The sequence below is a fragment of the Neoroseomonas soli genome, assembly GCF_018129065.1.
GTDB lineage: Bacteria > Pseudomonadota > Alphaproteobacteria > Acetobacterales > Acetobacteraceae > Neoroseomonas > Neoroseomonas soli.
Window position 1 is genome coordinate 40,589 of record NZ_JAAEDM010000010.1, and the last position, 19,704, is coordinate 60,292.

A 19,704-nucleotide genomic window follows, 5' to 3' on the forward strand; every position below is an offset into this window, starting at 1 on the left:
CAGCGACGGCGAGCTCCGCCAAGAACCGCGCCGCCGCCGCCCTCACCACGATCATCCCCTCTCGGAGACCATCATGGCTTTCACGACTCTCGCCACGCCCACCGCCAATGCAAGCCTGCCGCCCGGCATCGATCCGTCGCTGCGGCAGACCGGGAACACTGTCCTCGCCATCGATCTCGGCACGACCGTGGGCTGGGCGCTGCGCATGGGTGACAGCACGATCCTCTCGGGCATCCAGACCTTCCGTCCCGGCCGCTTCGAGGGAGGCGGCATGCGCTATCTCCGCTTCACCGACTGGCTGGTCGAGATCGCCATGCGCGCCCATGGCATTCGTCGCCTCGTCTTCGAGGAAGTGCGACGCCACGCTGGCACCGACGCGGCCCATGTCTATGGCGGCTTCCTCGGCACGCTGACCGCCTGGTGCGAGGAGCACGAGATCCCCTACGCGGGCGTCCCGGTCGGCACGATCAAGCGCTTCGCCACGGGCAAGGGCAATGCCGACAAGGCGGCGATGATTGCGGCCATGCGGGCCCGCGGCTTCGCCCCCGCCGACGACAACGAGGCAGACGCGATCGCCCTGCTGCTCTGGGCGACCGAGCCCACGGGAGGCCGGGCATGAGCATGCACGGTGCACCGCTGGCGCCCCGCTCCTGCCTCAACCGTGGCACGCGAAGCCCGACCAGCGACACGGAGGTCAACGCCATGCGGGCCGCCGCGTGGCATCGGCACGGCGTCGCCGCCATTCCTGTGGACGATGTCCTGGATCCCTGGCTGCGCCAGGCGATCACCAACGAGGCCAACCGGCGCTGGGGCCGACGCAACGGGGAGATCCACCATGGCCGGTAAGCGCAGGACCAGAGCCGCAAAGCCGAAAGGCGAGGATCTTGCGCAGCCCTCGAAGTGGCGGCTGCAGCACGGGCCGGTGGGGGAGCCGATGCGGGAGGCCGATCCCGAGACTGGCCTGCCGGTCGTGCACCGCCGCACGGTCGACACCCTCGGCCAGATGCTCGCCAACGGCACCATCACGCAGGAGATGCACGACGCCGGCGCCGTGTTCCGCCGGCAGTTCCGCGTTGCGGCGCTCGACCAGCTGCGCGCCATGCCGCTGATCCGCATTCCTGGCGGTTCTGGCGATTCCCTCACCGATCGCCAGGTCGCAGCACGCGAGCAGGTCGCGCATGCCATGATGGCCCTGGGCGGCTTCGAGAGTGCGGCTGGCTCCTGCGTCTGGCACGTGGTGGGGCTGGAATGCTCCGTACGCGAATGGGCGCTGCGTCAGGGCTGGGGCGGGCGCAGCGTTGGCCACGCGCAGGCGCAGGGCATGCTCGTCGCCGCACTCGGTGTTCTGGCAGCGGTCTATGGTCTGGTGCCGGCCCGGCGAGCGGCGTGAGCCGGTCACTCCATGCCCAGCACGAAGGCGGCGGCCTCGCCGATCAGTGTGAATGGCAGGGCCGGATGATGGGCCAGGATGGCGTCGTGCACCGCCCTGCTGGTGTCGACCCTGGTGAAGGGATCGGGAGGTCGCCGCGCAGCCCGCGCGGCGGCCAGCGTCGAGACGCTCAGCCACAGCGGAGGGAGGCGGGGTGGCTCGCCATCGGGCATGCGGACGCATATCGCCCCTATGAGAACAATACAAGAACATGATAGTCTGACTGCCCCAAACGGAGGATGGTCATGGCAGCACGTCGCCGGGCAGCGACACGCCCCCTCGACGCGGCGCTGGTGCGCCTACAGACAATGGCTGCGCGTGGGGTCCAGTCGACCCGCATAGCGCGTGAGGTCGAGATCATCGTGGGTGAATGGCTTGGTGAGGCGGATGCCGATCCGGCTGATGTCAAAACCCGGCTCGACGAATTGCACGAGCAACTGGCTTCCGGTGTCGTCGATGCCGAGGAGCAGGTGTCCTACGTCGATCCCGACGAGGCACCTGCCGTGAAGCAGGCCGGCGTCACTTTGGCCGCGCTGGTCGCGACGCGGGATGCGGTGGAGCGGGCGCGCGACACGCTGTAGCGACGGCGCCGCTGCAGCGTGCTGCGCTGTTACAATTCACCCGCTGGCGGAGCGGAATCCGCATCTCGTAGACTCTCCCCACGATGATGAATTGCGGGTGCAGCTATCTGCACCGCGGCTCATCAGCCACAGCGCGGCTGAGCAGCCACTGTGGCTCGCGAGCTGCAGGGTCCTTCCTGGGCCCGACGTATGCGGGGGGCGGAAGCGCGCAACGCGTCTAGCGTCAGCCCCGTTTTCCAGGTTGCCAGCGCTGCCAGGTTGCCAGCCGCGGCGCCTTTCATTCGAACATCACGCAGGTGCAGATGCTCCAGGCCCCATGGGCTGCGAGCGCCGTTGAGGCGCGCGCGGTCGCATCCCTGCTGCCCTATGCCGGCAATGCGCGCACGCATTCCGCCGAGCAGGTGGCGCAGATCGCAGCGAGCATCCTCGAGTTCGGCTTCGTCGCGCCGGTGCTGATCGACGAGCGCGGCGAGATCATCGCCGGCCACGGACGACTGCTGGCCGCGCAATCCCTCGGCCTCGAGGTCGTCCCCACCATCATCCGCGCGGGGCTGACCGACGCCCAGAAGGCCGCGTATCGGCTGGCCGACAACCGCATTGCGCTAAGCGCCGGCTGGGACGAGGCGCTGCTTGCCGCCGAGGTCGCCAAGCTGCAGGAGATGGGGAGCATCGACCTTGCGCTGACCGGCTTCGATGGCACCGAGATCGAGCGTCTGCTGGCAGGGCTGGAAACCGAGACTGGCAACCTTGCCAGCCCGGCGGTTGCCAGCGCGGCCGAACCGTCAGCTGGCAACTCGGGCGTCGATCCGGACGCCGACGGCGAACCGAATCCCGCCGACGCGGAACCCGATCCGCCACGTCAGGCCGTCACGCGCCCCGGCGACCTCTGGTTGCTCGGCGAGCACCGGCTGCTCTGCGGCGACAGCACCGATGCCGCTAGCGTCGCGCGGCTGATGGGCGACGAGCGCGCGGCGCTGCTCTTCACCTCCCCGCCATATGGCAACCAGCGTGCATACACCACGGGTGGCGTCTCGGACTGGGACGCGCTGATGCAGGGCGTGTTCCACCATGTCGACGCGGCCCTGCGGCGCGATGGCCAGGTGCTGGTCAATCTCGGCCTGATCCACCGCGAGGGCGAATGGCAACCCTATTGGCAGGGCTGGCTCGACTGGATGCGCGCGCAGGGTTGGCGTCGCTTCGGGCTCTACGCCTGGGACCAGGGTCCCGGCTTGCCCGGCGACTGGAACGGCCGCCTCGCACCGGCCTTCGAGTTGGTGTTCCACTTCAATCGCGAGGCGCGGCCGCCCAACAAGATCGTGCCCTGCAAATGGGCCGGCACGCCGAACAAGGGCAGCGGGCTGCGCGCCGCCGACGGCGAGGTGAAGGCCTACACCCATATCGGCCTGTCGGTGCAGGAGATGCGCATCCCCGACAGCGTGCTGCGCATCACCCGCCACAAGGGCCGGGGGATCGAGACCGAGCATCCGGCAGTGTTCCCGGTGGCGCTGCCGGAACTGCTCATGCAGACCTATGCCAATCTCGGTGACGTCGTGTTCGAGCCCTTCGCAGGCTCCGGCACCACCATCCTCGCCGGGCAACGGACGGGCCGGAAGGTGCGGGCGATCGAGCTCGCGCCCGCCTATGTCGACCTCGCCATCGCGCGCTACCGCATGCTGTTCCCTGAGTTGAGCGTCATGCTCGACGGCGACGGACGCGGCTACGACGCGGTCGCCGCCGAGCGGGCCGCGGAGGTCGCGGCGCATGCAGCCTGATCTGCGCGTCGAGACGATGCCGGTCGCCGCGCTCGCACCCTATGCTGCCAACGCCCGGCTGCACCCGACGGAGCAGGTGGCGCAACTCGCCGCCTCGATCGCCGAGTTCGGCTTCAACGTGCCGGTGCTCGTGGATGACGCCGGGGTACTGATCGCCGGGCACGGCCGGGTCCTGGCCGCCAGGGTGCTCGGGCTGCAGGAGGTCCCGGCCATCCGCCTCGGACATCTGACCGAGGCGCAGGCACGGGCCTATCGCCTGGCGGACAACCAGCTGGCGCTGAATTCGGCCTGGGACGAGAGCCTGCTGGCGGCCGAACTGCGATCACTGCGCACCGAAGAGTTCGACCTCGGGCTGATCGGCTTCGATGGGGCGATGCTGGATCGGCTGCTGTCTGAAGCGTCACCCGAGGTGTCGGCTACGTCCGCGGGCGATCCCGACGCGCCGGCGCCGGAGCCACCGGCGGCGCCCGTCACGCGCCTTGGCGACCTCTGGCTGCTCGGCCCGCATCGTCTGCTCTGTGGTGACAGCACCAACGCTACGGACGTCGCGCGGCTGCTCGATGGCGCCCGGCCACATCTGATGGTGACCGACCCGCCTTACGGTGTGAACTATGATCCGGAATGGCGCAACGAGGCCGGCGTCTCGGCCACGATGCGCACCGGCAAGGTAGCGAATGACGACCGTGCCGACTGGCGCGCGGCGTGGGCGCTGTTCCCCGGCGACGTCGCCTATGTCTGGCACGCGGGCGTGCATGCGCGCACCGTCATTGAGAGCCTCGAGGCAGCCGGCTTCGCGGTGCGCAGCCAGATCGTCTGGGCGAAGTCCCGCTTCGTGCTGGGGCGCGGTGACTACCATTGGCAGCACGAGCCCTGCCTTTACGCCGTGCGCAAGGGTGCGACCGGCCATTGGCAGGGCGCCCGCGACCAGGCGACGCTCTGGTCGATTGCCAACGGCGGCGACGAGGACGCCGCCACCGTGCACGGGACGCAGAAGCCGGTCGAATGCATGCGCCGGCCGATGGTCAACAACAGCGCCGTGGGCGATGCGGTCTATGAGCCGTTCTGCGGCAGCGGTAGCACCATCATCGCGGCGGAGACGACCGGGCGGCGTTGCTACGCGGTGGAACTCGATCCGCGCTATGTCGACGTCACCGTCCTGCGATGGCAGGCGCTGACCGGGAAGGCCGCGGTGTTGGTGGGGGAAGATCGGACCTTTGGTGATCTCGCCGCCGTCCGGGCGATGCGAGCGGCGTCGTGAATGCACGCCAAGGCATACATCGATCGCGCGTACACAAATCACCGAACTCTCTGCTGTGAGGCTGCCCTCTCCTTCGCTAGAATTTCCTGCGAGATCGGGCGCGCGCATAGAGCGGCAGGTCGTCCGTCTCTTGCGCGCGGAGGACGTGCCATGTTGAGCGACCGCTACGGGCTGTCCATGTCCACGACGTCGCAGGCATCCCGAGACTTCTACGCCGAGGGCTGCGACTGCCTTCTCCGCCTCTATCCGGGCGCCCTCGCCGCTTTCGAGCAGGCGATCGAGAGTGACCCAGATTTTGCCCTCCCTCACGCGGCGCGGGCACGCGTGCTGCAACTGGGCGGCGACATGCCCGGCGCGCAGGCGGCCGCGGCGAGGGCCGCGGAACTGGCCGCCACCCAGTCGGAGCGGGAGAACAGCCACGCCGCCGTCTTCGTCCATCTGGTGAACGGGCGCTCCGCTGCGGCGCTCGATGCCGTCCGCGCCCATGTCGCGCAATGGCCGCGCGATGCGCTTGTCGCGAGCACGGCGGCGAACCAGACCGGGTTGATCGGCACCTGCGGCCGTGCGGGTCGCGAACAGGAGCAACTGGATTTCCTCGCCGCGCTGGCTCCGCACTACGAGGACGATTGGTGGCTCGACAGCCACTATGCGCTGGCGCTGTCGGAACTCGGCCATTGGGCCGAGGCGCGCAGGCGGGTCGAGCGCTCCCTCGCCCGGCAGCCCCGCAATGCCGCCGCCGCGCATTCGATGGCGCATCTCCAGTACGAGACTGGCGAGCCGGAAGCCTCCATCAACTTCCTGTACGGATGGCTGGCAGAATATCCGCGGAACGGTGCCTTCCGGGGTCACCTCAGCTGGCATCTTGCCCTTGCGCTGTTGGGCGAGCAGCGCGTCGAGGAAGGCTTTGCGCTCTTCGAGGATGCTTTCGCGGCGGAGGAGTACCCCGGCCCGAAGGTTGTCAAGCTCATGGACGCTGCATCCTATCTGTGGCGGGTGGAGCTGGCAGGGCATGCGCGGAACGAGGCCCTCTGGCGGCGTGTGCACGAATTCGCGCACCAGACTTTTCCGCGTCCTGGGATGGCCTATGCGGACTGGCACGTCGCACTGGCGGATGCCGTTGCCGGTGATGCTGAGGCGGCGGAGGCTCGTGCGCAGGAACTGTCGGCCCTCGCTGAGGCCGGGCGGTATCCGGCAGGTCCCGGCATGGCTGCGATCGCGCGCGCGGTCGCGGCATTCGAGCGCAAGGACTATGCCGCTGCAATCGCCGCGCTCGAGCCAGTATTGCCGGAGCGCGAACGCTTCTCGGGCAGCCGCGCTCAACTCGATCTGCTCGAGTTCACACTGCTCAAGGCGTATCTCGACTCAGGTCGGTTGGAGGAAGCGCGTCGACTGCTGACTACACGTCGGCCCGGCCCAAGGGGGGTCCCGGTGGCCGGCGCTGAGACCCTGCATTGATCCGGCGCGATCGATTGGACAACGGAATCGGCACCCATCACACACGCAATGCGCCAGGAAGCAAACTTCCCGGCGCACGCATCGCTCTCCGAACAAGCGAGCCGCTATTGGGAGACTCGATAGACGCTGTAGGATCCGCGGGCGCCCTCCTTGTTCGGCCCGACCTGGCGGACGCGCTCCATCACCTGCACCTCGATCCCTTGCCGCTTCTTCAGGCCGGCGAAGAACCCGCGGACCGTGTGCTGCTGCCAGCCCGTCGCCTCGCAGATCTGCGCGATGGTCGCGCCCTCCTCGCGGCGGAGCATGGCCAGCACCGTCTCCTGCTTCGTGCCCTCGCGCGGCTTGCGCGGCGCACCCGCCTCGCGTTTGGGTCCGCCCGGCTTCGTGGCCAGCGCGACGCGCAGGGCGTCGATCGCGCTCGGCAGGGCAGTGCGCTGGTTTGCTTCGTCGTCCCAGACGTCGAGAATGCGCTGCGCGACCTCCCGCAGCGTGACACTGCGCGCCTGGCGCGGGGTTGCGAGCGCCTGGTCCAGTAGCGCCACGTCCTCCCTACGGGCGGGGTAGAGGGCGGCCTCAGCATTCGCCGCGGGGGTGTCCTGCGGCAGGGCGTCCTTCCCGCCCGTCGGCGCCGTGTCGGCAACCGTGGCAGGCTCAGCGACCTCCTCGCCGCCGTCGATCAGGCGGGGATCCACCCCGTTGCGCTCGTCGCGCGGGCGGGTGTCCTCGACCTCCTCCGCCACGCCCTCCGGCGTGACGCCGATGGCGCGCAGCCCGGCCTCGGTGATGCGCAGCAGGCGGGTCCGGCCGTCGATCTGCCAGGCGTCCCGCGCGTTATAGGCGCTGGCGTGCTCGTCACTGACAAACCCCTGCTTGATCAGGGCCTTCGCCACCGTCTGCCGCGCCGCGGCGGGCAGGCGCTCGGGCGGGATGGCCAGCCGGTCGTCGCGCTGGCTCGCCTGGCTGAGGATGATGCGCTGGGTATCGGAGAGCTTCATTTCGGGGCTCCTGGTTCGGCACCCGAGGATCCGGGTGCTACGGCCCCGAGCCCCGTGCGGGGCGATGCTGCGCCGGTCTGCGGCGCGTGACGCATGCTTCGCGCTGCGGCGGGGGCTGAGCCAAGCGCCATCGGCGCTGCGTTGATGGCGTTGTTCGAGGGATTCCGATCACATCATGATCGCCACCGCGCCGCCGGGCCGCGTGGCCTCGCAGCGCGAGGTGGCGCGCCGCCTCGGCATCTCCCATACGGCCCTGCAGAAGGCGCAGCGCGCCGGCCGCATCGCCCCCGAGGCCGATGGCGCCTGGGACGTCCAGAAGGTCCGGGCACGGCTGGCGGACAGCAGCGATCCCGTCAGGAAGACGGCGACGCTCGTGCAGCAAAAGCCGGCACCATCTCGGCCAGCAGCGCCACGGCCGCCTGTCGCACCGATGCCGCAGGCAGCTGATCCGCTGCCGCGCGCCGCCCAGAACACGTTCCACGACGCCCGCACGGCAAACGAGGTGCTGAAGGCGCAAGAGCGCCGGCTGCGGCTCGACGAGCGCAAGGGCAAGCTGGTCGACAAGGCCCGGGCGCTGCTGCTGGTGCACCGCCTCGCCAAGGAGGAGCGCGACGCCATCCTCGCCTGGCCCGCCCGGGTCGCCGCCGAGATGGCGGCCGAGCTCGGCGTCGATGTGCATCGGCTGCAGACCATGATGGACAGCCGGCTGCGCCAGCATCTCGCCGCCCGCCACGATGTCCGCGTGCAGGTGTCGTGATGGCGGGCGAGCATTTGCTGGAGGAACTCGGCCGCTTCGACGGCGACGCCGAGATCCTGCAGGCCTGGCGCGACGGCATGGCACCCGAGCCGGCTCTGCTGGTCTCGGAATGGGCCGACCGCCACCGCCTGCTCGGCTCGCGAGGTTCCGCCGAGCCGGGACCCTGGCGCACCGCGCGCACGCCCTATCTGCGTGAGATCATGGACGCGCTGTCGCCGGCGCATCCGGCGCGGCGGGTGGTGTTCATGAAAGGTGCCCAGGTCGGCGGCACCGAGTGCGGCAATAACTGGATTGGCTACGTCATCCACCACGCCCCCGGGCCGATGCTCGCGGTGCAGCCGACCACCGAACTGGCCAAGCGCTTCTCGGACCAGCGCATCGACCCACTGGTCGAGGAAACGCCGGCCATCCGCGAACGGGTCGCGCCCGCGCGGTCACGGGACAGCGGCAATCGCCAGCTCAGCAAGGAGTTCCCCGGCGGCCAGCTGGTGATGACCGGCGCGAACAGCGCGGTCGGCCTGCGCTCCATGTCGGCGCGCTTCCTGTTCCTCGACGAGATCGATGCCTATCCCGGCGATGTCGAGGGCGAGGGCGACCCGATCGCGCTGGCCGAGGCCCGGGCGCGGACCTTCGGCTGGCGGCGAAAGGTGCTGCTGGTCTCGACGCCCACGATCGCCGGCCTGTCGCGCATCGAGCGCGAATACCTGGCGTCCGACCAGCGGCGCTACTTCGTGCCGTGCCCGCATTGCGGGGTGATGCAGTGGCTGCGCTTCGAGCGGCTAGTCTGGGATGAGGGCCAGCCAGAGACGGCGCGCTATCTCTGCGAGGCCTGCGACCAGGCGATCGGGGAGCAGCACAAGGCGGCGATGCTGGCCGGCGGGGCCTGGCGAGCGACCGCGGAGCCCACCGATCCCCACGCGGTCGGCTTCCACATCTCGGCGCTCTATTCGCCGCCCGGCTGGATGCCCTGGTCGGAAATCGCCCGGCTCTGGCTCGCCGCGCAGGGCGACGACCGGGCGATCAAGACCTTCCGCAACACCGTCCTCGGCGAGACTTGGCAGGAGGCGGGCGAGGCGCCGGACTGGCAGCGGCTCTATGACCGCCGTGAGCATTGGCCGGTTGGCACGGTGCCGATGGGCGGGTTGCTGCTGACCGCCGGCGTCGACGTGCAGCGCGACCGCCTCGAGGCCAGCATCTGGGCCTGGGGGCAGGACCGCCAGTCCTGGCTGGTCGAGCACCGCGCCCTCGCGGGGAACCCGTTCGAGGCGGCGCTGTGGGAGGAGTTGCGGCGGCTGCTGGGCGAGACCTGGCGGCATGCCTCGGGCCACCGCTTGCCGATCGCCATGGCGGCGATCGACAGCGGCGACGGCATGACCACCGCCGAGGTCTACACCTTCGTCCGGCGCGCCGGGGCCGGCCGCGCCATCGCGGTCAAAGGTCAGGACGGGCTGCGCGCCGCGGTCGGCCAGCCGGCGGCCACCGAGGTGCGGCGCAACGGGCGCAAGCTCGGCGGGCTCAAGGTCTGGCCGGTGGGCTCGTCCTTTCTCAAGGCCGAGACCTATGGCTGGCTCAAGCTCGATCGCCCCACTGAGGAGAGTGAGGATCCCTTCCCCGCCGGCTTCGTACACCTGCCTGTCCATGCCGCCGGTGAGGAATTCTGTCGGCAGCTGACGGCCGAGCAGCTGGTTGCGCGGGCCGGGCGGAACGGCTTTCGCCGGCTCGAATGGGTCAAAACCCGCGAACGTAATGAGGCGCTGGACTGCCGCGTCTATGCGCGCGCCGCCGCGGCCGCCCTCGGGATGGATGGCTGGGGCGAAGGTCGCTGGGCACGGATGGCAGATGCGCTGTCTCTGCCCGCCGACGAACCATCCTCCGCAGCGGCGCAGGCATCGTCCGCCGCTGTACCGCCGACCCGCCCTCGCGCCTGGCTTGCCCCGCGTGGCGGCTGGCTGCGCTGACACTGGAGATCTCCATGACCGCCACCATCCCGGTGCGCACCAGCATCGCCGCCGGCCAGGTGCTGAGCGGACCCGTCGCGAGCGTCGGCTATGGCGTCTGCCTGCTGCTGCTGCCCGCCGCCTGGACCGACGCGCCGCTCACTTTGCAGGGCTCGCTGGACGAGGGTGAGCCCACCTTTTGGGCCGATCTCTACGACCATCTTGGCAACGAGGTGGTGCTGACGGTCGCCGCCGGCCGCGCGCTCACCCTGCCACCGACGCTGCTGCTCGGCTGGCGCTGGCTGCGCCTGCGCTCCGGCCTCGCCGCCGCGCCGGTGAACCAGGCGGCGGAGCGCCTGCTCACCCTCGGCATCCGGCCGCTCGCATGACCGCACTGTTCCAGCACTACCTGCCCCCGGCGCCGACGATGCTGCCCTATGTGTCGGGGCGCTTCTACGCCTCGCAGCATGCGCGCGCGGTCGGCGGCGCCGTCGCGATGACGGCGAACCGGCTCTACTGCGTCCCCTACGTGCTGGCCCGGCCCGGGCTGTTCTCGGCCATGGCGGTGAGCATCACCACCGGCGCCGCGGGCGTCCTGCGCATGGCGCTGGCCGCCGACAATGGTGCCGGGCGGCCGGGGGGCGTCGTCGAGGAGCCGGTGGTGGACGCCGACACGACCGCGGTCGGTAGTGCGATCTGTCCATTTGCGCAGCCGCGCTGGATCCCGGCCGGGATCTGGTGGCTGCTGCTGTGCTTCTCGGGGGCGCCCTCGGTGCGCGGCACCAGCACGCAGGCGTTCAGCGGGGGGAACACGCTGCTGCTCGGCTCGTCCGCGGCGGATGGTGGCGCTGGTGGCGGCACCGGGAGCGAGAACGGGTTCTTCGCGGCGCTGCCGCACCAGACCGGTGTGCCGATCATGCCCAGCCCGCCGGGTGGGCTGTCCTATCTGGCCAACGCAGCGACGCCGCTGCCGACGCTGCGGGCGGCCTGATGGACCCGACCGTCCTGGCCTGGGCGCTGGCGCAACCGGCCGGCAGCCGCGCGACGGTGCTGGCCGCGGCCTACACCGGTGGCACCACGCGCGTGACCTTCGACGGCCGCACCGTGGAGTACCGTAGCCTCGACGAGCTCGGCCGGGCGATTGCGGCGCTGCATGGCGCGGAGAACAGCGCGGCGCGGCGGCCTTCAATGACGCTGGCAAGCTTCACCCGCGGAGGCAATGCGTGATCGACCGCATGACCCGCCGCCTCCGCGATGCCTGGTCGGCGCTACGCGGCTATGCCGCGGCGCAGGACCATCGCGCCTCCGCCTGGGCGCCCTCCGGCGGCAGCGCCAATGCGGAGGTCGGCCTGGCCGCGGCGACAGTCGCGCGCCGTGCCCGCGATGCCGTCCGCAACGATCCCTACGCGTGCCGCATCGTCGATCTCTGGACTGGTAATGCCGTCGGCGCAGGGATCACGACGCGCTGGCCCGACGATGCGCACGGCCGGGTGTGGCAGCGTTGGGCGGAGAGCACCGCCTGCGATGCCGAGGGCCGGCTCGACCTTTATGGCTTGCAGGCGCTGGTGATGCGGGCGGTGGTCGAAAGCGGCGAATGCTTCGTCCGCTTCCTGATGGTGCCGCCATCGCCTGCCAATCCGATCGGCCTGCGCCTGCAGGTGCTGGAAAGCGACCACCTCGACACCGCGCGCAATGGCATGGTGGAGGGCGCGCCGACGATCCAGGGCATCGCCCTCGGCGAGGCCGGTGCGCCAATCGGCTACTGGCTGCATCGCGTCCACCCCGGCGCGGCATGGATCCTGCCCGGCGCGACCTGGCAGAGCAGCGAGCGGATCCCCGCGTCAGAGGTGCTGCACATCTATCGTAAGCGCAGGCCCGGCCAGTTGCGCGACGTCTCCTGGCTCGCGCCCATCCTCCTTCGCCTGCGCGACCTCGGCGACTACGAGGCCGCGTTGCTGATGAAGGCCAAGATCGAGGCCTGCCTCGCGGCGGTGGTCACGGAGGAGGGGGACGAGGCGCTGACCGGCGCCGCCGCCGGCCTGCTGCGCGACGCCCAGGGCCGCACCGTCGAGAGCTTCGAGCCAGGGATGATCCTGTATCGCCGCGGCATGGGCTCGGTTGAGGTGGTGAACCCCTCCGGCGGCGGCTCACATGCCGCCTTCGCCCGCCGTGCGCTCGAGGCCGCCGCGGTCGGCGCGGGCCTCACCTACGACCAGGTCTCGGGCGACCTGACCCAGGCGAACTACTCCAGCCTGCGCGCCGGCAAGATCGAGTTCCGCCGGCTCTGCGAGCAGGTCCAGTACGGCATGCTGATCCCGATGATGGTCCGGCCGATCGCGGAGCGCTTCCACGCGCAAGGTGCTCTGCTCGGGCTATGGGGCGCGGAGATGCCGGGCGGCGTCAGCCACGTCCCGCCGGCGCACGAGATGATCGACCCGCTGAAGGACACCACGGCGCTGATCGCCCAGGTCAGGGCGGGCTTCGTGCCGCAGCCCGAGGCGGCCGGGGCCTTCGGCTACGACTTCCGCGCCGCGGTGGAGATGATCCGTGAGGCCAACGCGCTGCTCGACGAGGCCGGCCTCGCGCTCGACACCGATCCGCGCCGGGTCGCGAAATCAGGCGCGGCGCAGGATGCTGCGCAGATCGCGGCCATTGAGATTGCCGCAACAGGTGCCGCTGCGCCCGCTGGGCAGAACGCTGCGACGTCCTGAGCCGCGCGGCGCAACAGAGGTGTTAGCGGGCCTTGCGAGCCGTGCGCTGTGAACGGGCCTTGCCGGCTGTCCGCGCTGCAGAGGCGGGTGCTTGCGCCTTTCGCTTTGGGCCCGTGCTGCGGCGCTCAGCGCGTGACCGAAGCTGAGCAACGGCCGGTGCAGCTGACTTGCGCGGCGTCGCCGCCGCGAGCGGTGTAGGAGCATCCGCGTGCGGTACTGAGCTCGTCGGCAGCGCAACGCGAAATTGTTCAACGTTACCCTCTACCGCACTGAGTGCGGCAGGCGCTGCTTTGGAGGCGAGTTGCGCCATCCAGGGGGTGGTCCAGAAGCGCATCGCCTGCTTGCTCATCTCAGCGGCCATCGCCGTCTGCTGGCGGTGCATTTCTCCCATCCAGTAGCCTCGCATGGTGCCTGCGGTCGCATTCGCGGCGCTGAGCCAATGGCTCATGAACGGGTTGGTCAGGAACGTCGGGTTCCTTGTCATCGGTTTTCTCATTTGATTGGTGAACACCTTACATGGTGCGCCGCAGCATGAATTGCGACCTCTTGCTGCCCTCGGAAGCTCGAAAGACGCAGAGCAGCGGCCAAGCGCCAATCGGCTGCTCCGAGACCCGGACGTCATCAAGACAAGGCTGACGAATGCACGACACCACGAACGCGGACGCGGGCCCCCTCGCGCCGGCGCCTGCGGCTGCGTCCTATCGACCTCCCATCGCTGGGCAGTTGATCGTGGCCCAGCGCGCCATCACCGCCCCTGCCACCGTCGACCGCGCCGCCCGCACCGTCGACGTGGTGTGGAGCACCGGCGCGCGCGCCCGCAACTTCGTCCCGGCCCTCGGCCTCATCACCGAGGAGCTGGAGATGTCGCCCAATGCGGTGCGGATGGAGGCACTGCGCTCCGGCCGCGCCCCGGTGCTCGACACGCATCGCCGTGGCGGTGCGCGCGACGTGCTCGGCCGCGTTACCGCCGCCCGCCTCGAGCGCGGTCGCGGCTATGCCACGCTGCAGTTCAGCACCGCGGCCGACGTCGAGCCGGTCTGGCAGCGCATCGCTGACGGCACGCTGCGGGCGGTGAGCGTCGGCTATCGCGTGCATCGCTACGAGCCGCGGCCCGACACCGCCACCGGCGAGACCGTCCACCGCGCGGTGGACTGGGAACCTTTCGAGATCTCCGTCGTGCCGCTCCCGGTGGACCGCGATGCGGCGGTGCGTGGCGAGGCGCCGCAGGGCGCGCCCGCCATCGCCATCGAGCCTGCCCTGCCTGACGAGGATCCACCCATGCCCGAGACGACGCCGGAAGCCCCGGCCACGCCGGCGCCGTCTGCGCCGCCCGCCACCCCGCCCCAGGAGACCACCGTGACCACCAGCCCCGCACCGGCCGCTCCGTCCGCGCCCGCCACGCCGCCCGAGCCGACCCGCGCCGCACCGGACCTCGACGCGGTCCGTGCCGAGGCCCAGCGCGCCGAACGCGAGCGCATCGCCGGCATCGACGCCGCGGTCGAGGCCGCCCGCGCCCTGCTACCGGTGGATCGCATAACGCCGATCCGCGCCGAGGCGATCTCGACCGGCTGGACCGGCGACCAAGCCCGCCGCGCCCTGTTCGACGCCCTCGTCGCGCAGGGCCCGCGGCCGTCCGTTCCCGCTCGGCCGGAGACCGGCCCCGGCCACGACGACCCGGCGCAGATCCTCGACGCCATGGCCGAGGCACTCGCCGCCCGTGCCATGGCCGGCTATCAGCCGCAGGGGGCGGGACGCCACGCCGAGTTCATGGGCTGGCGCCCCTCCGACATGCTGCGCGAACTGCTCGCCCGCCGTGGCGATCGCAACCCGCCCCGCAACCCGACCCTGCTCGCCGAGCGCGCCTTCCACACCACCTCTGACTTCCCGGCGCTCCTCTCCGCCGCCGCCAACAAGATGCTGCTCGCCGCCTACCAGCCCGCGCAGCCGACCTACCGCCAGATCTTCCTCCGGCGCGACTTCCGCGACTTCAAGCCGCATCGGCACCTGCGCGTCGGCGACTTCCCGACCCTGCTGCCGCTGCTGGAGAACGGCGAGATCCAGGCCGGGACGATGTCCGAGAGCCAGGAGATCGTGCTCCTGCAGACCTTCGCGCGCCGCATCCGGGTCACCCGGCCGATGCTGGTGAACGACGACCTGGGCGCCTTCACCGACTTCGCCGCCGCCATCGGCCGGCGCGTCGCCGAGTTCGAGAACGCCACCGCCTACAACCTGCTGAACAGCGCCAATGGTGACGGCCCGACGCTGACCACCGGCAGCGCGCCGGTGTTCGCCACCGGCGCCGCGCGGGCCAACAAGGCCAGCACTGGCACGGTGCTCGACACCTCGACCATCGGCGCCGGCCGCACCGCCATCATGAAGCAGCGCACGCTGGACGGGCTGCCGATCTCGATGGGCCAGACCATGCGCCTGCTGGTCGGGCCGAACCTCGAACTCGCCGCGCGCCAGGCGACGGTGGTGGTGCAGGCGAGCGAGATCGGCAAGGCGAACGTCTTTGCCGGTTTCGTGCAGCCGGTAATCGAGCCGCTGATCCAGGCGAACCGCTGGTACCTCTTCTCCGACCCGGGCGCGGCACCCGTCTACGTCTATGGCTACCTGAACGGGGCGGAGGGGCCGCAGGTGACCACCGGCCCGGTCCAGGGCGCCGACGGCATCGAGGTCAGCGTGATCTTCGACTTCGGCGTCGGCGCCATCGACTGGCGCGGCGCCTGGTTCAACCCGGGCACCTGAGGACGAGGTAGTCGGGTGGTGCTGTGTGCGCTGACGATGGGCGAGGATTGTGGCGATCTCGCCCATCGCTAAGGTGCGAAAAGTAACCTTGGATTCGGCTGCCATGCGCGTCGCCACTTGGAACATTAGGCATGGCGGCGCCGCCGGTGACGGACATCGCCGCGTTGTCGGCACGCTGCTGGGATTTGATGCCGACGTCCTCGTTGTTACGGAATTTCGCACGAACGACCGTGGTGCGGCGATCGTCGTGGCTCTTCAGAAAGCCGGGTACTACACCACCAACCCCGACTCGCCTCCCAACCGAAACTCAGTCCTCATCGCCAGCCGAACGCCGATCGCGACAACCCAGTCGCTGGCGTCCTCGCTTCCCGATCCCTGGCGGCTGTGGATGGCGGACCTCGGATGGGGCCGTGTGACGGGCGTCTACATGCCGAACCAGGAGCGCAAGCTGCCGTACTGGGACAGCGTTATCAGTGCCGCATCCGGCCCCAACTCTCCATGCCTCTTGATCGGTGACTTCAACACCGGGCGCAACGATTTGGATAAGGCGGACAACGCGACCGCCCTCATCGGGGCCGAGTACATGGACCGCATCGGCGAGGTGGGCCTCATCGATCTCTGGCGATCGCGTCATCCCGATCGGCGCGAGTACTCCTGGTTCAGCACGCCGTGGAACAACGGCTTCCGCCTCGACCATGCCCTTGGGACCAGTCGCATCGCTGCGATGGTCACCGACTGCCGATACGATCACGCACCGCGTCTGGAACGCATTTCCGACCACTCGGCATTGATCGTCGAGTTGGCGGTGACCGGAACAGCGACCAACGCACGCTGAACTTTGAACCGGCGCCATGGGGGCGCCGGCCATTTCGAGACATCGCAGAACCAAGCACGGGGCGCCCTTTCGGGCGCCCTTCGTGTTTCCGAGGAGTTTTCATCACCATGCGCAACTGCATCCGCACCGACGCCCGCTCTGTCCCGATGGTGGTGCCCTATGCCGGCGGGATCCTCTCCGGCCAGGGCATGATGGTCGGCGCCTTCTTTGGAGTGGCAGCGTCCGACGCCGCCCAAAACGCCAGCGTCGAGTGTGAGACCCGGGGCGAGTTCGAGCTGACCAAGGAGCCCTCGCTCGCCATCAGCCAGGGCGCGCGGGTGTTCTGGGACAACACCAACCGCCGTATCACCACCACCGCCACCGGCAACTTTCAGGTCGGGCTCTGCACCGTTGCGGCGCTGGCGGCCGATGCCACGGTGCGGGTGATGCTCGCCCGCGTGCCGGCCTCGGGGGCGTGATGGCTGCGCTGCTGCCGCGCGACCACGTGCGGCTCGAGGGCGTGCATCGCGACCTGGTGCGCGTCGTCGAACGGGCCCGCCAAGCGGTGCCCTTCATCGTCACCGAGGGGCTGCGCTCCCGCGAGCGGCAGGCGCGGCTGGTCGCGATCGGTGCCTCGCGCACCATGAACAGCCGGCACCTCACCGGCCACGCCGTCGATCTGGCCTACTGGCTCGACGACGGCGACGGTGCGGTGGAGCAGGGCGAGATCCGCTGGGATTGGTCCCTGTACGAGCAGATCGGCGCGGCGATGAAGGCTGCGGCGAAAGAGCTCGGTGTGGCGATCGTCTGGGGCGGCGACTGGCCCTCCTTTCGCGACGGCCCGCACTTCGAGCTCGACCGCACGGCCTATCCCTGATGGGCGCGGCCATCCTTGCGCTGCTCGGCCGGCACGCCGTGCCGATCGGTCTGGCAGCAGCCGTTGCCATGATGGCGCTGACCGCCTGGCACTTCCGATCGCAGCGCGACGCCGCCCGGCTGGATGCCGCGACGGCCACGCGCACCGCCGAGGCCAATGCGGCCGCGCTGGCCCGCGCCACCGCCGAGCACGCGCGCCACATCGTCGCGCTGACCGGCGAGGCCGAGCGCGCCCGCGCCCAGGCCGTGCGCCTCGGCGCCAACCTGGAGGCTCTGCGCCGTGACCCGAGCCACGCGATGGGCGCTGCCCCTGTGCTGCGCGATGCTGTTGAGCGCCTGCGCGGGAACCGCACCGCCGGAGATCCGGCTGTTGCCGCTCCGCCTCCCTGACGCGCTGCTGGTCTGCGCGGCGGCGCCGGCGCTTCCCAACGCAGACCGGCTCACGCAGGGCCAAGTGGCGGAGCTGCTGCTCGCCTATGACGCGGCCCATGCCGACTGCGCCGGGCGGCTCGCCGCGGTGCGGCGGCTCAACCCGGCCGACGGGGGCGAGCGGTGAACGCCTTCGCCGATGCGATGACGGCGCTGGTCGCCGATCCGAACCTCGGCACCGAGGCGGTCTATCGGCAGGGCGGTACGGGCGCGCCCGTCGCCGTCAGGGTGCTGCGGTCTTCCCCGGACCGTGTCGCCGATGCCTTCGGTACCGAGATCCTCGCGGCCACCGACATCCTCTCCATCGCCATCACCGTCCTGCCCGACGTCGCCGCCGGCGACAGCTTCGCCCTCGGCCCTGACCTGCTCACCGTGACCCATGCCGAGCGTGACGCCTCCGGCACCGCCTGGCGCGTGCTCTGCCAGCGATAGGAATCCCGCCATGCCGCAGAACGCCCTGACCCTGCTGGAGATCCTGCGCGACCTGCTGCTCGGTGCCGCCGCCGGCCTCGCCGGCGGCTTCGTGCGCTGGAACAACCCCGAGCGTCGGCGTTTTGGCTGGTGCCTCGCGTGGGAGGTGCCCTCCGCCGCGCTGGTCGGCAGTGCCGGCTATGCCCTCGGCGGCTTCCTCGAGCTCAACGAGTACGGCCGGTTCCTCTTTGCCTTCGTGTTCGGCTACCTCGGCCAGGCCGCGCTGCACGACCTTGCGGTCGCTATCATCCGCCACCGCACCGGTCTGCCGCCGGGCGGCGGCACGCCGTGAGGCTCGCGGTCCGCATCGTCGGCGACCTGCGGCAGCTTCTCGCCGCCGAGGTCCGCGCCAGCGAGCGCGCGGCGATGACGGCGATCCGCGCCGAGACCGAGCAGGTGAAGCAGGAGCTGCGGCGGCAGGTGACCAGCAGCTTCGGCGGCAACGCGAGGGGGATCGCCAATGCCTGGCGCTCGCAGGTCTTCCCGCGGTCGGGGCAGTCGCTGCGTCCCGCCGGGTTGGTCTGGACCAAGGTGCCAAACGTCATCGATGCCTTCGAGCGCGGTGCGCTGATCCGCGCCAAGGGCGGGCGGAAGTTTCTCGCCATCCCGACCGGCTTCAACGCGGCACGAGGACGCCGCGGCCGCGGCGAGAAGGGGCTGCGTGTCACGCCGGCGCAGATAGTCGCCTCCGGCCAAGGATTCTTGCGGCCGTTCCAGTCGGGCCGAGGCTTCGTGTGGTGTCTGCCGCTGCGCCAGGGTGAGCAGACCGGCCGGCGGCGCCGCACCCGGCTCGTCGCCGGCGGCCTCACCGAGATCGGCACCGGCAACCGCAAGGGCCGTGAGGCCTGGGCGCGCGGCATGCTCCAGCGCGGCATGGTGCCGATGTTCCTGCTGCTGCCGCAGGTGAAGCTCGCCAAGCGGCTGGACGTGAAGGGCGCTGCCGAGCGCGGCCTGCGCCGACTGCCCGCCCGCTTCGTCGCGGCCTGGGAGCGCGAGAGTCGGGGATCGGCGCCGTGAGCATACGCGAGGCCGCGATCGCGGCGCTGCACGGCCGGCTGGCGGCGGCACTTGCGCCCAGGAACCCTGCGCCTCTGGTACTGCGCGGCGAGACCGTGCCGCAGCGCCTGCCACCGGGCGGCCTCGTTGTCATCCGCGACGGCGAGACCATCGACGAGACGGCGATCCTGTCGCCGCTCGCCTGGGCCATCGAGCACCGTGCCGAGGTCGAGGTCACCGTCGGCGGCGTGACGCCGGCGGCCCGGACGGCGCTGTTCGACGCTCTGCTGGTGGACATCGCTGCCGCCATCACCGCCGACCGCACGCTTGGCGGTGCGGTGGAGTGGGCGCAGCCCGGTGCGCCCGACTTCGAGGACGTCGAGTTCGAGGGCGCCGCTGCAGCACGCGCTGCTTCCGTCCCCGTCGCGCTGTTCTTCACCGTCGCCGGCTCGCCGCTGGCCTGACGCTTCTCCCT

25 protein-coding genes are annotated in these 19,704 nt (G+C 70.6%); 23 read left to right on the top strand and 2 right to left on the bottom strand.

Annotated features, from left to right (window positions below; all coding sequences use genetic code 11):
• The first annotated feature begins 73 nt into the window (after positions 1 to 73).
• Genes GXW76_RS06040 through GXW76_RS06050 form a run of 3 tightly spaced genes read left to right on the top strand, consistent with a single transcriptional unit; the run spans position 74 to position 1,390 of the window.
• Complete coding sequence (locus GXW76_RS06040; protein WP_211861093.1) at positions 74 to 619, top strand: crossover junction endodeoxyribonuclease RuvC; 546 nt, start codon at positions 74 to 76, stop codon at positions 617 to 619.
• Positions 616 to 846 (top strand): hypothetical protein, encoded by a 231-nt coding sequence (locus GXW76_RS06045; protein WP_211861094.1) that lies wholly within the window; start codon positions 616 to 618, stop codon positions 844 to 846. Before GXW76_RS06040 ends, GXW76_RS06045 begins: the two co-directional genes overlap by 4 nt.
• The gene (locus GXW76_RS06050; protein ID WP_211861095.1) at positions 836 to 1,390 is read left to right on the top strand and encodes a hypothetical protein; all 555 of its coding nucleotides are present in this window, start codon (positions 836 to 838) and stop codon (positions 1,388 to 1,390) included. The genes GXW76_RS06045 and GXW76_RS06050 overlap by 11 nt, the downstream gene beginning before the upstream one ends.
• Positions 1,391 to 1,395: 5 nt before the next feature.
• Here GXW76_RS06050 and GXW76_RS06055 read toward each other — a convergent pair whose 3' ends face one another.
• Positions 1,396 to 1,602 (bottom strand): hypothetical protein, encoded by a 207-nt coding sequence (locus GXW76_RS06055; protein WP_211861096.1) that lies wholly within the window; start codon positions 1,600 to 1,602, stop codon positions 1,396 to 1,398.
• A 72-nt stretch (positions 1,603 to 1,674) separates the two neighbouring features.
• Between GXW76_RS06055 and GXW76_RS06060 the strand changes: the two genes are divergently transcribed.
• From GXW76_RS06060 to GXW76_RS06075, 4 genes are all read left to right on the top strand, one after another.
• Positions 1,675 to 2,010: a hypothetical protein gene (locus tag GXW76_RS06060; RefSeq protein WP_211861097.1), complete on the top strand. Its 336-nt coding sequence runs from the start codon at positions 1,675 to 1,677 to the stop codon at positions 2,008 to 2,010.
• Between the two features lie 302 nt (positions 2,011 to 2,312).
• Entirely contained in the window at positions 2,313 to 3,782 is a 1,470-nt protein-coding gene (locus GXW76_RS06065) for a site-specific DNA-methyltransferase (RefSeq protein ID WP_211861098.1), read from the top strand.
• A complete protein-coding gene (locus GXW76_RS06070) occupies positions 3,772 to 5,040 on the top strand; it encodes a site-specific DNA-methyltransferase (protein ID WP_211861099.1) in 1,269 nt (422 codons plus the stop codon). The genes GXW76_RS06065 and GXW76_RS06070 overlap by 11 nt, the downstream gene beginning before the upstream one ends.
• Before the next feature lie 150 nt (positions 5,041 to 5,190).
• Entirely contained in the window at positions 5,191 to 6,495 is a 1,305-nt protein-coding gene (locus GXW76_RS06075; RefSeq protein WP_211861100.1) for a hypothetical protein, read from the top strand.
• A 104-nt stretch (positions 6,496 to 6,599) separates the two neighbouring features.
• On the opposite strand, the gene GXW76_RS06080 is transcribed toward GXW76_RS06075, so the two are convergent.
• A complete protein-coding gene (locus GXW76_RS06080) occupies positions 6,600 to 7,490 on the bottom strand; it encodes a DUF3489 domain-containing protein (RefSeq protein ID WP_211861101.1) in 891 nt (296 codons plus the stop codon).
• A 175-nt stretch (positions 7,491 to 7,665) separates the two neighbouring features.
• Here GXW76_RS06080 and GXW76_RS25630 point away from each other — a divergent pair, with 175 nt between their 5' ends.
• From GXW76_RS25630 to GXW76_RS06160, 16 genes are all read left to right on the top strand, one after another.
• Positions 7,666 to 8,247 carry an elements of external origin gene (locus tag GXW76_RS25630; protein ID WP_246513964.1) on the top strand — a complete coding sequence of 194 codons (582 nt, stop codon included), beginning with the start codon at positions 7,666 to 7,668 and terminating at the stop codon, positions 8,245 to 8,247.
• On the top strand, positions 8,247 to 10,205 hold the full coding sequence (locus tag GXW76_RS06090) for a phage terminase large subunit family protein (protein ID WP_211861102.1): 1,959 nt from the start codon (positions 8,247 to 8,249) through the stop codon (positions 10,203 to 10,205). Before GXW76_RS25630 ends, GXW76_RS06090 begins: the two co-directional genes overlap by 1 nt.
• 14 nt (positions 10,206 to 10,219) lie before the next feature.
• A complete protein-coding gene (locus GXW76_RS06095) occupies positions 10,220 to 10,573 on the top strand; it encodes a hypothetical protein (RefSeq protein WP_211861103.1) in 354 nt (117 codons plus the stop codon).
• Positions 10,570 to 11,175 (top strand): hypothetical protein, encoded by a 606-nt coding sequence (locus GXW76_RS06100; protein WP_211861104.1) that lies wholly within the window; start codon positions 10,570 to 10,572, stop codon positions 11,173 to 11,175. Before GXW76_RS06095 ends, GXW76_RS06100 begins: the two co-directional genes overlap by 4 nt.
• Entirely contained in the window at positions 11,175 to 11,411 is a 237-nt protein-coding gene (locus GXW76_RS06105; RefSeq protein ID WP_211861105.1) for a phage head-tail joining protein, read from the top strand. Before GXW76_RS06100 ends, GXW76_RS06105 begins: the two co-directional genes overlap by 1 nt.
• A gap of 8 nt (positions 11,412 to 11,419) precedes the next feature.
• Entirely contained in the window at positions 11,420 to 12,895 is a 1,476-nt protein-coding gene (locus GXW76_RS06110; RefSeq protein WP_211861106.1) for a phage portal protein, read from the top strand.
• A 729-nt stretch (positions 12,896 to 13,624) separates the two neighbouring features.
• Entirely contained in the window at positions 13,625 to 15,643 is a 2,019-nt protein-coding gene (locus GXW76_RS06115; RefSeq protein ID WP_338150898.1) for a prohead protease/major capsid protein fusion protein, read from the top strand.
• 103 nt (positions 15,644 to 15,746) lie between these two features.
• Positions 15,747 to 16,478 (top strand): endonuclease/exonuclease/phosphatase family protein, encoded by a 732-nt coding sequence (locus GXW76_RS06120; protein ID WP_211861107.1) that lies wholly within the window; start codon positions 15,747 to 15,749, stop codon positions 16,476 to 16,478.
• Between the two features lie 107 nt (positions 16,479 to 16,585).
• A complete protein-coding gene (locus GXW76_RS06125) occupies positions 16,586 to 16,936 on the top strand; it encodes a DUF2190 family protein (protein WP_211861108.1) in 351 nt (116 codons plus the stop codon).
• The gene (locus GXW76_RS06130) at positions 16,936 to 17,334 is read left to right on the top strand and encodes a M15 family metallopeptidase (protein ID WP_211861109.1); all 399 of its coding nucleotides are present in this window, start codon (positions 16,936 to 16,938) and stop codon (positions 17,332 to 17,334) included. Before GXW76_RS06125 ends, GXW76_RS06130 begins: the two co-directional genes overlap by 1 nt.
• Complete coding sequence (locus GXW76_RS06135; protein WP_211861110.1) at positions 17,334 to 17,723, top strand: hypothetical protein; 390 nt, start codon at positions 17,334 to 17,336, stop codon at positions 17,721 to 17,723. Before GXW76_RS06130 ends, GXW76_RS06135 begins: the two co-directional genes overlap by 1 nt.
• Positions 17,704 to 17,889: a hypothetical protein gene (locus GXW76_RS06140; RefSeq protein WP_211861111.1), complete on the top strand. Its 186-nt coding sequence runs from the start codon at positions 17,704 to 17,706 to the stop codon at positions 17,887 to 17,889. The genes GXW76_RS06135 and GXW76_RS06140 overlap by 20 nt, the downstream gene beginning before the upstream one ends.
• A complete protein-coding gene (locus tag GXW76_RS06145; RefSeq protein ID WP_211861112.1) occupies positions 17,886 to 18,194 on the top strand; it encodes a head-tail joining protein in 309 nt (102 codons plus the stop codon). Before GXW76_RS06140 ends, GXW76_RS06145 begins: the two co-directional genes overlap by 4 nt.
• A gap of 10 nt (positions 18,195 to 18,204) precedes the next feature.
• The gene (locus GXW76_RS06150; protein ID WP_211861113.1) at positions 18,205 to 18,525 is read left to right on the top strand and encodes a phage holin family protein; all 321 of its coding nucleotides are present in this window, start codon (positions 18,205 to 18,207) and stop codon (positions 18,523 to 18,525) included.
• Entirely contained in the window at positions 18,522 to 19,250 is a 729-nt protein-coding gene (locus tag GXW76_RS06155; protein WP_211861114.1) for a DUF6441 family protein, read from the top strand. The genes GXW76_RS06150 and GXW76_RS06155 overlap by 4 nt, the downstream gene beginning before the upstream one ends.
• Positions 19,247 to 19,693, top strand: a complete 447-nt coding sequence (locus GXW76_RS06160; RefSeq protein WP_211861115.1) for a hypothetical protein — start codon at positions 19,247 to 19,249, stop codon at positions 19,691 to 19,693. Before GXW76_RS06155 ends, GXW76_RS06160 begins: the two co-directional genes overlap by 4 nt.
• The last annotated feature ends 11 nt before the right edge of the window (positions 19,694 to 19,704 follow it).

Coding starts and splice junctions, on each gene's coding strand:
- GXW76_RS06130 (WP_211861109.1), top strand. CDS start 16,936: ATGGCTGCGCTGCTGCCGCGCGACCACGTGCGGCTCGAGGGCGTGCAT.
- GXW76_RS25630 (WP_246513964.1), top strand. CDS start 7,666: ATGATCGCCACCGCGCCGCCGGGCCGCGTGGCCTCGCAGCGCGAGGTG.
- GXW76_RS06080 (WP_211861101.1), bottom strand. CDS start 7,490: ATGAAGCTCTCCGATACCCAGCGCATCATCCTCAGCCAGGCGAGCCAG.
- GXW76_RS06055 (WP_211861096.1), bottom strand. CDS start 1,602: ATGCCCGATGGCGAGCCACCCCGCCTCCCTCCGCTGTGGCTGAGCGTC.
- GXW76_RS06050 (WP_211861095.1), top strand. CDS start 836: ATGGCCGGTAAGCGCAGGACCAGAGCCGCAAAGCCGAAAGGCGAGGAT.
- GXW76_RS06090 (WP_211861102.1), top strand. CDS start 8,247: ATGGCGGGCGAGCATTTGCTGGAGGAACTCGGCCGCTTCGACGGCGAC.
- GXW76_RS06150 (WP_211861113.1), top strand. CDS start 18,205: ATGCCGCAGAACGCCCTGACCCTGCTGGAGATCCTGCGCGACCTGCTG.
- GXW76_RS06045 (WP_211861094.1), top strand. CDS start 616: ATGAGCATGCACGGTGCACCGCTGGCGCCCCGCTCCTGCCTCAACCGT.
- GXW76_RS06060 (WP_211861097.1), top strand. CDS start 1,675: ATGGCAGCACGTCGCCGGGCAGCGACACGCCCCCTCGACGCGGCGCTG.
- GXW76_RS06065 (WP_211861098.1), top strand. CDS start 2,313: ATGCTCCAGGCCCCATGGGCTGCGAGCGCCGTTGAGGCGCGCGCGGTC.
- GXW76_RS06070 (WP_211861099.1), top strand. CDS start 3,772: ATGCAGCCTGATCTGCGCGTCGAGACGATGCCGGTCGCCGCGCTCGCA.
- GXW76_RS06135 (WP_211861110.1), top strand. CDS start 17,334: ATGGGCGCGGCCATCCTTGCGCTGCTCGGCCGGCACGCCGTGCCGATC.
- GXW76_RS06100 (WP_211861104.1), top strand. CDS start 10,570: ATGACCGCACTGTTCCAGCACTACCTGCCCCCGGCGCCGACGATGCTG.
- GXW76_RS06040 (WP_211861093.1), top strand. CDS start 74: ATGGCTTTCACGACTCTCGCCACGCCCACCGCCAATGCAAGCCTGCCG.
- GXW76_RS06120 (WP_211861107.1), top strand. CDS start 15,747: ATGCGCGTCGCCACTTGGAACATTAGGCATGGCGGCGCCGCCGGTGAC.
- GXW76_RS06125 (WP_211861108.1), top strand. CDS start 16,586: ATGCGCAACTGCATCCGCACCGACGCCCGCTCTGTCCCGATGGTGGTG.
- GXW76_RS06110 (WP_211861106.1), top strand. CDS start 11,420: ATGACCCGCCGCCTCCGCGATGCCTGGTCGGCGCTACGCGGCTATGCC.
- GXW76_RS06075 (WP_211861100.1), top strand. CDS start 5,191: ATGTTGAGCGACCGCTACGGGCTGTCCATGTCCACGACGTCGCAGGCA.
- GXW76_RS06095 (WP_211861103.1), top strand. CDS start 10,220: ATGACCGCCACCATCCCGGTGCGCACCAGCATCGCCGCCGGCCAGGTG.
- GXW76_RS06105 (WP_211861105.1), top strand. CDS start 11,175: ATGGACCCGACCGTCCTGGCCTGGGCGCTGGCGCAACCGGCCGGCAGC.